Genomic DNA, 14,730 nt, shown 5'->3' on the forward strand with positions numbered 1-14,730 from the left:
AGCACATCATGGCTGTCCACTATAAACCTGTCTCATATAATCACTGATAAACCTATGCATATTCAAGCGGACTATTCCTATAAAAACAGCGCAAAACTGCTTGGATCAACGATGCCCGTACAGATTTTGCGCAGTGTTGGTATTCATCAGGAAAAGATAATCAGCGGCAAAGCCAAGGCCAAATATTTATTCAACCTTTAAGATTTTGACGCGGATGTCACCGCCAGGCGTGCTGACACTGACTTCTTCACCAACTGATAACCCAATCAGACCTTTTGCCATTGGTGAATCATTTGAAATCTTTCCCTTAAACGGATCGGATTCTGCACTGCCGACAATCTGATATGTTTCTTCTTCGCCATCCGGCAATTCTTTAAAAGTGACTGATTTACCAATTTTAACGACATCTGTGGTTTCATCGTCTTCAATAATTACAGAATTGCGGATCATAAGCTCCAGCTGCTGGATGCGTGCTTCAACAAATGCCTGTTCATCCTTGGCTGCGTCATATTCTGAGTTTTCGGAGAGGTCACCAAATCCACGAGCGATCTTTATTCTCTCAACAACTTCTTTTCGTTTTTCTGTTTTCAAATATTCTAATTCATGTTCGAGTTTTGCTTTTCCTTCGGCTGTCATATAGTGAAGTTTTTCTGCCATTGTGTGCCACTCTCCTGACTAAATTTATCGTAAACTGTTTTTTTTGCATTGCGAATGTCATTCATTATAAAACCTGACTGTCCTTGCCTTCTAGAACCGTTCGGATTTTCGTCGCCATCAGATCAATCGCCACGGAATTTTTCCCGCCTTCAGGAATAATAATATCCGCATAGCGTTTTGTCGGCTCGACAAATTGAAGATGCATCGGCCGAACGGCTGTCAGATACTGGTTGATCACCGATTCAACGCTCCTGCCCCGTTCCTCAGTATCACGAAGCAGGCGGCGAATGATGCGAAGATCAGAATCTGTGTCAACGAAAACCTTGATATCCATCAGATTGCGAAGGCGCTCATCTTCAAGAATCAGAATACCTTCCAAAATGATTACATCTTTTGGTTCGACGGGTACAATTTTAGCAGATCTTGTATGTACTGTATAGTCATACACTGGTTTTTTTATGGGATGGAACTGAAGCAGTTCCTGAATATGGGAAATTAACAAGTCTGTGTCAAATGCAAGTGGATGATCATAATTCGTCAACAGACGCTCCTCAAAGGGTTTGTCATCTTGAGCCTTATAGTAAGCATCCTGCTGGATAACAGTAATAGATTTATCAGAAAAACTCCGATAAATTTCCCGAGTAACGGTTGTTTTTCCGGATCCAGAACCTCCAGCAACCCCAATGACAATTGGCTTGCTCCTTTTCATATTAACAATTCCCCCCGCATGCAGTATATTCCTTTTTTGTGCTCACAGCCATTCCGTCCCCAACCGTCAGAAAAATCGTATCGAAATCTTTCTGTTCAGCAAGAAAATGATTGTACTCATCAACCTTCTTAACGAGTCGGTTCAGCTGTTTCTTTTTCACACCCTCAATATTACAGACTAATCCATGAAAAAAGACATTATCAGTTACGATAATTCCTTTTTCCGCAAGAACATCGGTACATTTCTGAAATAAGTGTTCATATTGTGCCTTTGCGGCATCGATTAAAATTAGATCATAAGGTGCAGAATCCTGAACCTCCTGAAGATCTTCAGTTGCGTCTCCTTCCACAATGTGGATCACACTTTGAAGATTAAGCATTTTAATATTGTTCGCAGCTTCCTCAATCATCGCTTGGTCACGTTCGACCGTGATAATTTTTGCTTCTTTTCCTGCTGCAAGAGCCATTCTAATCGAGGAGTATCCAATTGCCGTGCCCAACTCAAGGATTTTTCGAGCTCCCGTCCAGCGGATGATTTGCTGCAGAAAAGCCATCGCTGAAGGTTGCATGATGGGAATATAGATATCCGCTGCTTTTTGTTCCATCTGCCGGAGCAGCTCGTTTTCAGAGCTGGTAAAAGCAGCGGCATATGCCGACAGCTCTTTAAAATCGACCAACGTTCTCTTCCTTTCTGTAAATCCAAGCATTTTAGTTAGCCTGCTTATTACTTTTCAGCCCATTCATGTCGATACTTAGCAACAATTTTCTGATGATCTGTGTATGTTTTTGAATAATAGACTTTTCCATTAGGCCGTGCGTAAAAAAAGAGATTGTTTGATTTGACCGGGTTCAAAACTGCCTGGATTGCATTCTGTGCCGGCGCTCCGATGGGTCCCACAGTCAAACCTGAACGTGTATAGGTGTTATACGGTGTATCGGTTCGTAAATCTTTTTGTGTATAATCACGGATTCTTCTTTGCAGGCCGTAAGCCACTGAAGGATCAGTCTGTAGTCTCATATTTAATTTTAGGCGGTTAAAAAAAACACCGGCTATTTTCTGACGATTTCTGCTATCTGGCGCTTCCTGCTCGATCAAGGAGGCAAGGGTTAGAATTTTGTGCACCGACCCGAGTGAACTTGCATCAATTTCCGATGAATCGTTCGCAATCGTTTCTTTCGTCTGATCAAGCATCTGATCAACCATTCGGTCAATCGTCAGCGGATTTTTTTTATCTGCCTTAAACCGATAAATACCAGGGGCAAGATAGCCCTCTAAAGGATACTTGATCCCCCTCGTGAAAATTTCATTAGTCAGAAACGGATATTTTTTCATATAATGGGCCTTGATGTACGCATGATTACTTAATTTCTGGAGAATATCTTTTTCATCCAGCTTTGATACTTCAGCCATTTGCTGGGCAATTTCACTGACCCACATACCTTGGCGAACATCCACAACTAGAATAAGTTCATGATGTGCCCCTTTTTTCAGATCATTGATCAGCATGCCGACAGACATAGTTCGGTTGAACACGTAGGTACCTGAACGATAGGTATTCAGATGGTTCCATCTCGCGTAAAACTCAAAAGCCCAGGCTTTCCGGACCAGGCCTTTTTTCTCAAGAATATGGCTAATATCGCGAACCGATGCCCCGGGTGGGACAGTAACCGTAATTGTGCGATGGCTGCCTTTATCAACCGGTGTCAGCAAGCTGGCATAATATCGATTAAACCCCCAGGCTGAACCTGCGATTATTCCAATCAGCAGGATTGTGATAATGGCAAACAATCGCCAGTGTTTTTTGATAAACATGAAAATGAGCCGCTCCCTTCAAAGAGTACCTCACCCATTATACACTAAAAAATATCCATTTTTTTCACAAATCGACACGTTTTGCCCAGTTTTCATTAACTAATTGGGCAATGAAAAAGCCCCGTCTCATGGGGCTGAATCATTCTTCAACTTCATCGCTGAATGTGTTGATCATTTCTTCGACAATATCCCATTCCTCGTCTGTTTCAATTGGGAACAGCTTGAAGTCATCGTCATTTCCTTCATATCTGAAAGCAAATACTTCCTGCTCTTCATCTTCTTCTGCTTCTTGTTCCGCAGGCACAACGACAACATAAGATTTGTCTGTTTCTGGAACATCGAAATAGAACAAGACATCAAAGAGATTTTCATCACCATTTTCTTCCGGGATTACAATGCGTTCTTTTTCCTCAGAATCAGGTAAAAAGATCGGATAATGATTGTGTTCGTGTTCACTCATCGTTTTTTGACTCCATTCTTTTTTTATCAAGATAGCTTTGCAGTATGAGTACTGCAGCTTCTTTATCAATGACTTGCTTCCGTTTTTTGCGGCTGACATCGGCGGCGATCAGAATACGTTCCGCGGCCATTGTCGTGAGCCGCTCATCCCAAAGTTCAACCGGTATTTTGAATTTGCGGCGTACACTCTTTGCGAAGGACCGAGATGCAAGTGCGCGTTCGGATTCTGTTCCGATTAAATCTCGCGGAAGACCGACAACCACCGATTCGACGCCATATTCTTGAATTAATTCGCCAATTCGGTCAAAAAGCAGATTCTTCTTATGTTCGACATAATGCACCGTTTCAATACCTTGAGCCGTCCAGCCAAGTGGATCGCTGATCGCAACACCAACGGTCACGGTACCAAAATCCAATCCCATAATTCTCATTCTTTATCCCATTTCTGTTTGAGGTATGCAGTGACAAGTTCTTCAATGATTTCATCACGCTCTAACCTGCGGATTAATTTTCTTGCATCTTTATGTCTCGGGATATAAGCCGGATCACCTGACAATAGATAACCAACGATCTGGTTGATCGGATTGTACCCTTTCTCATCAAGCGCGTCATAGACCTGAAACAGCACTTCGCGTGGATTATGATCCCCTTGATCGCCAAAATTGAATTTCATCGTCTTATCCATAATCCTCATCCCCCAGAAGGAATTCTGAATTGCTTGTCGCTCAGAATCAGCGGACAGCCGCTTTGCCAATCAGATCGGAGACCGCAGCCAGCGCATCACGAACTTTTTCCGGATGCTTGCCACCGGCTTGTGCCATATCTGGGCGACCGCCTCCGCCTCCGCCGCAAATCGTTGCAACTTCCTTAACCAGCTTTCCAGCATGGAAACCTTTTTGTATAAGGTCTTTTGTTACACCGGCAACTAAGTGAACTTTTCCATCTTCAACAGACGCAAGCACGACAATCACCGACTGAAGCTGATTCTTAAGTTCATCAGCCATTGACCTGAGCTGGTTCATATCCATTGAATCAACTTTCTCTGCAATATAAGAAACGTCCCCACTCTTCTGTACCGATTGCTTAAGTTCACCCGTTTTTGCATTTCCGAGTTTACTCATTAAAGCGGTGTTCTCTTTTTCAAGATTTTTAATCTGTTGCAGAAGGGCATCAATACGTTCCGGAAGCTGATCCGGCGTTACTTTCAACGACGCGGCAATGCCTTTCATCTGAAGTTTGTCTTGATTCATCTTTTCAAAAGCTTTTTGTCCGGTCAGCGCTTCGATACGGCGGGTTCCGGCACCGATACCGCCTTCGGAAATGATCGTGAACAAGCCGAGTTCAGCCGTATTCTTCACGTGGCAACCGCCGCAAAGCTCTAAGCTGTAATCGCCGGCATTGACAACACGGACAATTTTTCCGTATTTCTCACCAAACAATGCAATCGCTCCAAGCTTTTTGGCATCGTCGATCGGCATCTCCTTCGTTGTCACCGGCAGCTGATCCCAGATTTTCTCATTGATCAATTGCTCGACTTGCTGCAGTTCATCTTCAGTGACCTGTCCAAAATGGGAGAAGTCGAATCGCAGCCGATCAGCTGCAACATAAGAACCTGCCTGGCTTATATGTGAGCCAAGCACATCCTTCAACGCCTGATCAAGCAAGTGTGTCGCCGTGTGGTTCTTCTGAATAGAAAGACGTGACTGCTGGTCAATCACTGCCTTCAGCCCGTCGCCAACCTTCACCTGGCCGTTCTTTACTAGGCAGGTATGCAGATTTTGCCCATTAGGCGCTTTCTGGACATCAATCACTTCAAGCTGAACATGCTCATTAGATAGCGAGCCTATGTCGGCAACCTGCCCGCCCATTTCGGCATAGAAAGGTGTCCGGTCCAGAATCAGCTGAACCTTGTCACCCTCTGAAGCACTGTCCACCAATTCATTATCTTTAACAAGCGCAATCACTTTGACATCATCAACGACAAACTGGTCATAGCCGACAAATTCACTTGAATCCGTGATGTTGCTGAGCGTGCCGCTTTGAACCTGCATCGACTTCTGATCTTTGCGTGCAGATCTTGCACGGTCGCGCTGCGCCTCGAGTTCCCGTTCAAAGCCACTCTGGTCAATAGCAAGCCCTGCCTGATTAGCGTATTCTTCGGTTAGTTCAACCGGGAACCCAAATGTATCATAAAGTTTGAACACATTTTCCCCAGAAAGTTCCTTCTTACCCTGCTTCTTCGCTTCTTCAATCTGCTGTTTCAGGATGGAAACACCTTCATGAATCGTTTCCTGGAAGCGCTCTTCCTCGCCGCGAATTACTTTCTGGACAAATGCGCTTTTGTCCTCAACTTCTTTGTAATAATCTCTCATTATTGATGCGACAACAGGCACCAATTCAAATAGAAATGGTTTATTGAGACCAAGATCCATCGCATAGCGAACGGCCCGGCGAATCAAGCGGCGAAGCACATAGCCGCGCCCTTCATTGGAAGGAAGTGCACCATCAGCAATCGCAAAAGTTACCGTACGCGCATGATCGGCAATGACCTTAAATGCCGTATTCTTCTTTCCGACCTGATATTTCGCTCCGGATAGTTCTTCAATTTTATGAATGATTGGCAGGAAAAGGTCGGTATCAAAATTGGTTTCCGCATTCTGGATTACGCTGACCATGCGTTCCAGACCCATCCCTGTATCAATATTCTTTTTGGGGAGCGGCGTATGGCTGCCATCAGGATTATGGTTAAATTGTGAGAACACAAGATTCCAGACTTCCAGATAACGCTCGTTCTCACCGCCAGGATAAAGCTCAGGATCATCGGGATCATTACCGAATTCTTCACCGCGGTCATAGAAAATTTCGGTATTTGGTCCACTTGGCCCTTCACCGATGTCCCAAAAGTTATGTTCAAGCTTGATAATCCGATCTTCAGGAAGCCCAATCTTCTCATGCCAGAGCTTGTATGCATCTTCGTCATCAGGATAAATGGTAACGGACAGTTTGTCCGGATCAAAGTCAATCCAATCCGGACTCGTCAGGAATTCCCACGCCCAGGTGATTGCTTCTTCCTTGAAATAATCACCGACTGAAAAATTACCTAACATCTCAAAGAATGTATGGTGTCGAGCTGTATAACCCACGTTCTCAATATCGTTCGTACGAATTGCTTTTTGTGCATTGCAAATCCGGGGGTTTTTCGGAACCACACGTCCGTCAAAGTATTTCTTCAAGGTTGCAACGCCACTGTTAATCCAAAGCAATGACGGGTCATCTACCGGAATCAGCGACGCGCTCGGCTCGACTGAATGTCCCTTCCCTTTGAAAAAATCTAAAAACATTTGCCTGACTTCAGATGAACTTAACTGTTTCATCACAAGAACCTCCACTCGATTTGTTCCAACTCACCTATGTAAACCATGATGGCGCTCAACGAAAAAAGCTCTCATCCCCCATCACCAGAAAGGACGAAAGCTTTCAAGCATAATCTGCGCCGCAAATGAAAAGAAACACCGCGGCATATGTATCACAGCACTTGGCCCTTCCAATCCGCCGGTATCTTACCATGCGGACCGCCACAGCCGTTTGTGCAGGGGTCCGGAATAGCCCGTTCCCGAACCCTAACGTATCGTTCAAACGGTCAATCGGCTGATTGCGCTGTCGCTATTCTTTTCGTCTCAGTTTCATTATTCTGCCGCTATTATAGTTGAGTTTCCCCTTATTTGTCAATGATCCTGAACCGCTTGTTCAAGTGTCGCAAACAGGTGCGAATGATGATGAAGCAAGGGATAGCGAGCAGCATGCCCACAATACCTGCTAGTTCACCTCCAACACCAATTGCAAGCATAATATATAAAGGATGAATCTCCGCACTTTTACCAACAACCCACGGTTCAACAACGCTTCCTTCAAGAAATTGGATCAGTATGATCATTAGAACCACTCCGGCCATCGCATAGAAGGATTTCGTCGCCGCGACAAGGACAGCAGGAGCGGCACCAATGAAAGGACCAAAATACGGAATGAGATCCGTCGATCCAATGAACAACCCGAAAACGATCGGATACGGAACTTTTAGAAACCAAAGTCCGATGGAAGCCATGACAGCCAGAATCGCACAGACCGTCAATTGGCCACGGATGTACATGCCGATCGAGCGATCCATCTCAGCAAAAAGATCCGCCGTTTGCTTTCTCCATTTCTTCGGTACAACCAGCAAAACATTTTTTCTTATCACATGCGCATCTTTTAATATATAAAAAGACAGAAATGGAATAAGCAACAATGTGAAAAAGGATTGAACAACACCGGAACACCAGTCCATCGCGTGTTCTGCAGTCAATGTAAGACTGTGCCGTATCCGTGCTACCGCTTCATTCACCTGATCATGCACAACCTCGGGCGTTGTGTCATAAAGACGTGCCAGATTCGTCTGATAAAGTTTTTCATAATTTGAGAAGTTGTCGTCCAAGCTCCGCAGTTCGTGGATCAAAATGGGTCCGCCTTTGTAAATGGTGAAGCCGATCACTCCGAAGAACACGGCATAAATGCCAAGGATCGCAACTGTTCTCGGCAAACCCAACCTCTGGCAGCGTCCAACCAGCGGATGAAGCAAGTACGCGATAATGGCGGCTGCAATAAACGGAACTGCAACCTTTGTAAGAAAATGCAGTACGACACCGATTAACGGCAGCAGCCTGTAGAACAGGTAGCCATTCAAAAAAAGCAACAGCGCTATCGATAGCCCTTTCATCCACTGCAAGGCGGACCATTTCCGCATATTCATCCCTCCAAGCCTAGTTTTGCCAAAAATTAAGCAAAACATCAAGGTGGAACGAAAACACGTTTTAGAAAGCCAGCAGCCAGAAAAAATTCGAGTTCAACTAATGAGCCTTCTCGCCATTTTCTCACAAGTCACTTAACAGAGATTCAAAATAGGAACGATAAGCATCGCTTAAAAGCCATTTGCTTTCGCTTCAAGTTCAGACGACTGAAACAAATCATCTAGAAGTGTCAAACTCCCGTCTTCTTCCACCTGATTTAACGACAATTTTCCATCCTCCAGAGCAAGCTCGATAAAGCAATCCCAGCAATAAAATTGGTTAACACCAATTTTACCAATATTAGTACTTGAGCAATTTGGACATTTCATTTGTTTTCACCTCAAAATTCAGTCAGAGCATACCGCTCTTTTTTAGCTACTCGCATCAATGTCCAAAATCACAATAAAATATACCTTGAAATTAAAAAACCGAGAAAAAGGTGAATTTTCTCAGCTTAAGTTTGAAGCTCTGTATTATAAACCGCGGGGTAGAAGCACATCATTCGAAGAGAACACACCTGATTTTTGAAGAGGGTTCAGAATGAATAAGGGCAAATTTCACTTGTTTTGGATCAATAATTGCTCTTCGATTATTCACTTGCTTTATCGATCACTTCCACTAGATGATCTGAATCCTGACCTTTGTTCGCATGCTCATTATCAAGATGAAGACGCTCGCGGATCTTTTTCGTCAGACTAGAGTTGCGCTGATCGACGTCATTACGATTCACTGCCTGATTAAAGGCTTCCTCATCGCCGCACAGGACAAGAGAGTCTTTGCTTCGGGTCACAGCGGTATAGATTAGATTTCGTTTCAGCATTCGATGATAGCCTTTGACAATTGGCAGGATCACTATCGGAAATTCGCTACCCTGTGCTTTGTGGATAGAGCAGCAGTACGCAAGAGTGAGCTGATTTAAGTCATGCTTCAAGTATTTTACTTCTATATTGTCAAAAGAGACAATCACAGTCTCTTCTTTATCAGTCGTTTCTTTCGCTCTGAAAATGGCTGTAATTTCACCAATGTCGCCGTTAAATACTTGTTCGTCCGGATTATTGACGAGCTGAAGTACCTTGTCATGCACGCGAAACAGATGATCACCATAAGTAAGCTCGCGCTTCTGCTCATCCGGTGGATTAAATAATTCCTGCAGCGACTCATTAATCCGCTCGATACCGGCATTTCCACGATAAATAGGCGCAAGCACCTGAATATCTTTGGGATGGTAGCCTTTTTTCTCAGCTCCGGCAGCAACCTTTCCGATTACCTCGATCACCTGATTCTGATGACAACGAAAAAATCTGCGATCATTTTTCGGTTCGGTTACATCTGACAACTTGCCTTCTTTGATCTGATGTGCGAGTTCGATGATTGAAGAACCCTGAGCCTGGCGAAAAATATCGGTCAATCGAATCACCGGTACAGCCCCTGACTGGATCAGATCACTTAGTACTTGTCCTGGTCCAACGGACGGCAGCTGATCCTCATCGCCCACGATGACAACTTTCATATCATCTGGAAGCGACTTGAGCAGCTGGTTGGCGAGCCATATATCGACCATCGACATTTCGTCGACAATGAGCAGCTTCCCTTCTACAGGATCGTCTTCATCATGCGCATACCCTGCTCCGCCATTCCAACCAAGCAAACGGTGAATCGTAACAGCTGGAAGTCCAGTGGATTCCTTCATTCGTTTTGCCGCGCGTCCGGTCGGAGCGACAAGCAGAATCGGATACGGGTGTTCACTGTCATAGTCCTTCGGCTCAAGCGAATAGCCGTTCAGTTCTGCATAGACTTCCACAATACCGCGGATAACTGTTGTCTTCCCAGTACCTGGACCACCGGTTAGAATCATGATCGGCGACTGGATCGCCTCCCGAATGGCACGCTGCTGGCTGTCCGCATACTGCATGGACAACTTGTCCTCAACTTTTCCCAGCGCCTCCAGGAATTCACTTTCCGAGAATTCCTCAGCATGCTCTTGCTCTACCAGTTTCTGAATACCGGTCACAATACCTTTTTCCGCATAATAGAGTTCAGGCAGATACAGATGATCTTCATCCCGCACTAATTTTCCATCCTCTTCCAGGATATCCAATTCGTGTTCAAGATTATCATCACTGATTTCTTCCGAAGACGAAAGTAGCTTCTGAACTTCGATGACCGATACTTGTTCCGGCATAAACACATGTCCATCATTCATTGCCCGCTCATTGAGCCAATAGAGAAAAGCAGCCTGAATACGATGCGGATGATTGCCGGAAATACCCAGTCCCGCAGCAAGCTCATCGGCACGCTGAAAACCGATACCTTCAATATCTTGAATCAATTGATAGGGATTCTCCTGAATCACATCCAAACTTTCATTTCCGTACGCCTGGTAGATTTTCATCGCTAATTGTGAACCAAAACCAAAGTCTGAGAGCCCGATTAATATTTTTTCCAGCCCCTCATTTTTCAGCAGCGTATCAGCAATCATCGAGCCTTTTTCCTCATCAAGCTTCGGTACAGTTTTTAAACAAGCAGGATCATTTAATATTTCAGATATCGCATTTTCGCCAAGTGCACGAACAATCGCTTCCGCAGTCTTCTTACCGATTCCCGGAAATAAATCCCCGGACAAATAGTTCACAACTCCAGAGCGGGATTTAGGGAGAAGCTTCCGGTAATTTTCCACATCATACTGCTGCCCGTATCTTGGATGAGTCTTCAACCTGCCTGCAAACTGATACGTTTCATACAGATGGATAGCGGGAAAGAAGCCAACCATTGTGATCTCTTTTTCACTGATCGGTTCATTCGTCTCATCAATTTTCACAATCATGACCGTATAGCCATTATCGCTGTTCTGGAAAACGATCCGGACCGGTTCGCCCTTAATTGATGGCGTATGCTCCGAAAATAGGTCAAGGCTGGTTTGTTCCATCTTTCCCGTCGTCCTTTCTATGAGATGTTCAAATTAATTTTTGCCTTACTTTCCTTTGTTTAAGGTGCTCAGCCCATTAGCGGCGAGCATGTGGCGGGGATTCAGTTCCAGCGCCTTTTCGAAGAATCCGTGCGCCTTGTCTTTATTATCTCTGAATGTCGCAATGACGCCAAGATTGTAAAAAGAATCTGCATGTGAAGGATCAGCATCGATCACAGTCTTAAATTGTTTTTCAGCGGTATCCAAGTCGCCAAGTCGTGCTAGTACGAGCGCATATTGGAAGCGGGCTTCAACATCTTTTGTATTCAGTTCAACGGCACGCTGAAAAGCCGCGAGTGCTTGGCCGCTATGGCCAAGTTCAAGCGCAGACCGCCCAATCATATAGAAAAGATCGCCATTATCCAAGCCAAATTTCTGCGCATCTGAGAATCGAGTCAATGCCTCTTTATGTTGCCCAAGCTCGAACAGCGCGTTTCCATAGCCGAAAACAGCAGATGCGTAAGCAGGATTAATGGACAATGCTTTTTCAAAAAAAGCTAATGATCGGCTGCTCTCGCCCATTGCGATGAGCAAATTGCCAAAATTGGTATAACCGGCGGGGTCATCAGGATGTTCAGATATGGCTTTATCAAGAGTGGCTGCCGCCTGCTCATATTTTTTTTCAGCAATCAATCGCTGGACTTGCTCCATGGTGTGATCCACTCTTTACACTCCCAAATCAAAGTTCATTGTTCTGTACACTGCTCAAGTTTAAACGATTAGTTCTGCATTAATCGATCTTTTTCCAAAATTCATCGTTTATCATTGCGATTGCTCTTCCTAAAGCGGAAAAAGACTCGGGCTTCATAGCGAAGCCGAGTCTGTAAAATCAAGTGTTGCATCTGTTCCTTGATTCAAAATGGTGGAAATGGTTCCACCGCCAAGGCAGACATCATAATCATAAAACACTACCGACTGTCCCGGGGTGACTGCCCATTCTAACTCGTCAAAGACAACTTCCAGCCGTCCATCTTCTAGCACGTGAACCGTTACTGGGCGATCCTTTTGTCTGTATCGGAACTTAGCTGTGCAGTGGAATACGCGTTCCTTAGGCGCTCCGGTAATCCAGTTTACATTGTCGGCAATAAGTCCTTGTGAATATAAAGCCGGATGATCCGCGCCAGGCGCCACGTAGAGAATGTTCTGCTTCAAATCCTTGCCGCAGACAAACCAAGGACCGCCTGGACCGCCAATGCCGAGGCCCTGACGCTGACCGTTTGTATAATACATCAGGCCGTCATGATAACCTTTGAGTTCACCATCAATCGTCCGGATTTCACCGCGATTTGCAGGAAGATAGGTGCTTAGAAACTGTTTGAAATTACGTTCACCAATAAAACAGATACCGGTGCTGTCTTTCTTTTCCGCCGTTGCCAGATGATGCTCACGGGCGATCTCGCGCACTTCCGGCTTTTCAAGATCCCCAAGTGGGAACATTACCTTTGAAATCTGCTCCTGTGAAAGCTGATTCAGAAAATAAGTCTGATCCTTGTTCTCATCCACGGCGCGAATCATTGCGACTCTTCCGTCACGCTTCTCCACGCGCGCATAATGCCCTGTAGCCACATAATCGGCGCCAAGCGCCATAGCATGATCAAGGAATGCTTTGAACTTGATTTCTTTATTGCACATGACATCCGGATTTGGCGTCCGGCCTAATTTATATTCATCCAGGAAATACGTAAAGACGCGATCCCAGTATTGCTTTTCAAAATTCACCGCGTAATAAGGAATGCCGATTTGATTGGAGACGCGAACAACATCTTCATAATCCTCTGTCGCTGTGCAGACGCCATTTTCATCGGTATCATCCCAGTTTTTCATGAAAATCCCGACAACATCGTAGCCCTTTTGCTTCAGCAACAGTGCGGCAACAGAAGAATCAACACCTCCAGACATGCCGATAACTACTCTCGTCTGACCGGGGGATTTGTTGGTCAAATCGATTCACCCGCCTTTCCTAATGACACGAGATCATGAACAGATCCCGCAATAATTTTACCTGCTTCCTGCAGTCTTTCTTCATCCATGCTTTCGCCAAAACTAATTCTGATCGAACTGCCCGTCTCAGGGGCTCCTTTTCCAAACATCGCCGTTAAAACATGTGACGGTTCGATGGAACCCGCTGTGCAGGCAGATCCGCTTGATACAGCGACGCCGGCCAAGTCAAGTTTCGTAAGCAAGGTCTCAACGCGTGTTCCAGGAAAATAAAGGTTCAACACTTGCGGCAGATAGTGTTCAGGACTGCCGTTCACTTTGTAATCCACATGCTCAGCATCAAGAGTCTCCAAAATGATCCGGCGTGCTTTTAGATTCTCCTGAATCCGTTCATGAAGATGTTCCCCTACTTTTTCAACCGCTCGCGCAAGCCCCGCGATCTCCGGGACATTTTCCGTTCCTGCCCGACGTTTCCGCTCTTGGTCGCCGCCATGGGTGTACGGTTGGAGTGAGATTCCATCACGAATATAAATAAAACCAATGCCCTTTGGTCCGCCGATTTTATGGCCGGCCATCGACAGTAGGTCAATTGGTGTATCCTTAACATCCATATCAACGGTGCCAAAGGCCTGAACAACGTCCGTATGAAAATAGGCTTGATGATCCGCCAATAGATGCGCAATTTCACGGATCGGCTGAATAGTGCCCACCTCATTATTGCCAAACATAATGCTCACGAGAATCGTATCGTCTCTTAACTTACTCTTCAATTCATCAAGCGAGATTCTGCCTGTCCGGTCAACATCCAAGTAATCAATTTCGAACCCTTGACTTTCCAGATATTCACATGTCTTGAGCACACCATGATGCTCAATTTTAGATGTGATAATATGTTTGCCTTTATGGCTGTTGGCAAATACTGTTCCGAGAATCGCAATATTATCGCCTTCGGTGCCGCCGCTTGTAAATACAATTTCCCGGCTCCTTGCACCAATGTATTTCGCGATCACATGACGCGAATCGTCAACAATTTTACGCGCCTGTCTCCCGAACGAATGAATACTCGACGGATTGCCGACCACTGTTTGATATGTTTCCACCATGACCTGTAGGACTTCCGGGTCAATAGGTGTCGTTGCGGCATGATCGAGATAGATCGGATCCACGCCTGATCACTCCTTTAAATTTCCACTAAAAACTGCCCGGCTAACCGAGATCACCCCAGTGCCTTTATACTATAGAAAAGAATTACATTTTTAAGGATTATAGTATAAGCGCAATAAATTCGAACATCAACTAAATACGCTCACATTCTGTAAGCAATGTTGAAGCCAACATATTCTGTGAAAATACTGTCTGCACCAAAG

General features: G+C 45.0%; 14 protein-coding genes. All 14 read right to left on the reverse strand.

All coding sequences use genetic code 11. From position 1 onward, the window contains the following. Positions 1-186: 186 nt before the first annotated feature. Positions 187-657 carry a transcription elongation factor GreA gene (greA, locus tag P343_RS20365; RefSeq protein ID WP_023508536.1) on the reverse strand — a complete coding sequence of 157 codons (471 nt, stop codon included), beginning with the start codon at positions 655-657 and terminating at the stop codon, positions 187-189. A 64-nt stretch (positions 658-721) separates the two neighbouring features. Next, positions 722-1,366, reverse strand: a complete 645-nt coding sequence (udk, locus tag P343_RS20370; protein WP_023508537.1) for a uridine kinase — start codon at positions 1,364-1,366, stop codon at positions 722-724. Between the two features lies 1 nt (position 1,367). Further along, entirely contained in the window at positions 1,368-2,072 is a 705-nt protein-coding gene (locus P343_RS20375) for an O-methyltransferase (RefSeq protein WP_023508538.1), read from the reverse strand. Between the two features lie 17 nt (positions 2,073-2,089). Further along, positions 2,090-3,178, reverse strand: a complete 1,089-nt coding sequence (gene mltG / locus P343_RS20380; protein WP_023508539.1) for an endolytic transglycosylase MltG — start codon at positions 3,176-3,178, stop codon at positions 2,090-2,092. Between the two features lie 139 nt (positions 3,179-3,317). Beyond that, complete coding sequence (locus P343_RS20385) at positions 3,318-3,638, reverse strand: DUF1292 domain-containing protein (protein WP_023508540.1); 321 nt, start codon at positions 3,636-3,638, stop codon at positions 3,318-3,320. Next, the gene (ruvX, locus tag P343_RS20390; RefSeq protein WP_023508541.1) at positions 3,631-4,068 is read right to left on the reverse strand and encodes a Holliday junction resolvase RuvX; all 438 of its coding nucleotides are present in this window, start codon (positions 4,066-4,068) and stop codon (positions 3,631-3,633) included. The genes P343_RS20385 and ruvX overlap by 8 nt, the downstream gene beginning before the upstream one ends. Then, a complete protein-coding gene (locus P343_RS20395; RefSeq protein WP_023508542.1) occupies positions 4,065-4,331 on the reverse strand; it encodes an IreB family regulatory phosphoprotein in 267 nt (88 codons plus the stop codon). The genes ruvX and P343_RS20395 overlap by 4 nt, the downstream gene beginning before the upstream one ends. A gap of 37 nt (positions 4,332-4,368) precedes the next feature. After that, complete coding sequence (gene alaS / locus P343_RS20400; RefSeq protein ID WP_023508543.1) at positions 4,369-7,011, reverse strand: alanine--tRNA ligase; 2,643 nt, start codon at positions 7,009-7,011, stop codon at positions 4,369-4,371. 344 nt (positions 7,012-7,355) lie between these two features. Continuing rightward, complete coding sequence (locus P343_RS20405; RefSeq protein WP_023508544.1) at positions 7,356-8,417, reverse strand: AI-2E family transporter; 1,062 nt, start codon at positions 8,415-8,417, stop codon at positions 7,356-7,358. 174 nt (positions 8,418-8,591) lie between these two features. After that, entirely contained in the window at positions 8,592-8,789 is a 198-nt protein-coding gene (locus P343_RS20410; protein WP_023508545.1) for a hypothetical protein, read from the reverse strand. A gap of 260 nt (positions 8,790-9,049) precedes the next feature. After that, a complete protein-coding gene (gene recD2 / locus P343_RS20415; protein WP_023508546.1) occupies positions 9,050-11,386 on the reverse strand; it encodes an SF1B family DNA helicase RecD2 in 2,337 nt (778 codons plus the stop codon). A gap of 45 nt (positions 11,387-11,431) precedes the next feature. Further along, positions 11,432-12,088 (reverse strand): tetratricopeptide repeat protein, encoded by a 657-nt coding sequence (locus P343_RS20420; protein WP_023508547.1) that lies wholly within the window; start codon positions 12,086-12,088, stop codon positions 11,432-11,434. A 141-nt stretch (positions 12,089-12,229) separates the two neighbouring features. Further along, complete coding sequence (gene mnmA / locus P343_RS20425; protein ID WP_023508548.1) at positions 12,230-13,366, reverse strand: tRNA 2-thiouridine(34) synthase MnmA; 1,137 nt, start codon at positions 13,364-13,366, stop codon at positions 12,230-12,232. After that, positions 13,363-14,529 (reverse strand): cysteine desulfurase family protein, encoded by a 1,167-nt coding sequence (locus tag P343_RS20430; protein ID WP_023508549.1) that lies wholly within the window; start codon positions 14,527-14,529, stop codon positions 13,363-13,365. Before P343_RS20430 ends, mnmA begins: the two co-directional genes overlap by 4 nt. Positions 14,530-14,730 lie beyond the last annotated feature (201 nt).

Source organism: Sporolactobacillus laevolacticus DSM 442, from assembly GCF_000497245.1.
Taxonomy (GTDB): Bacteria; Bacillota; Bacilli; order Bacillales; family Sporolactobacillaceae; genus Sporolactobacillus; species Sporolactobacillus laevolacticus.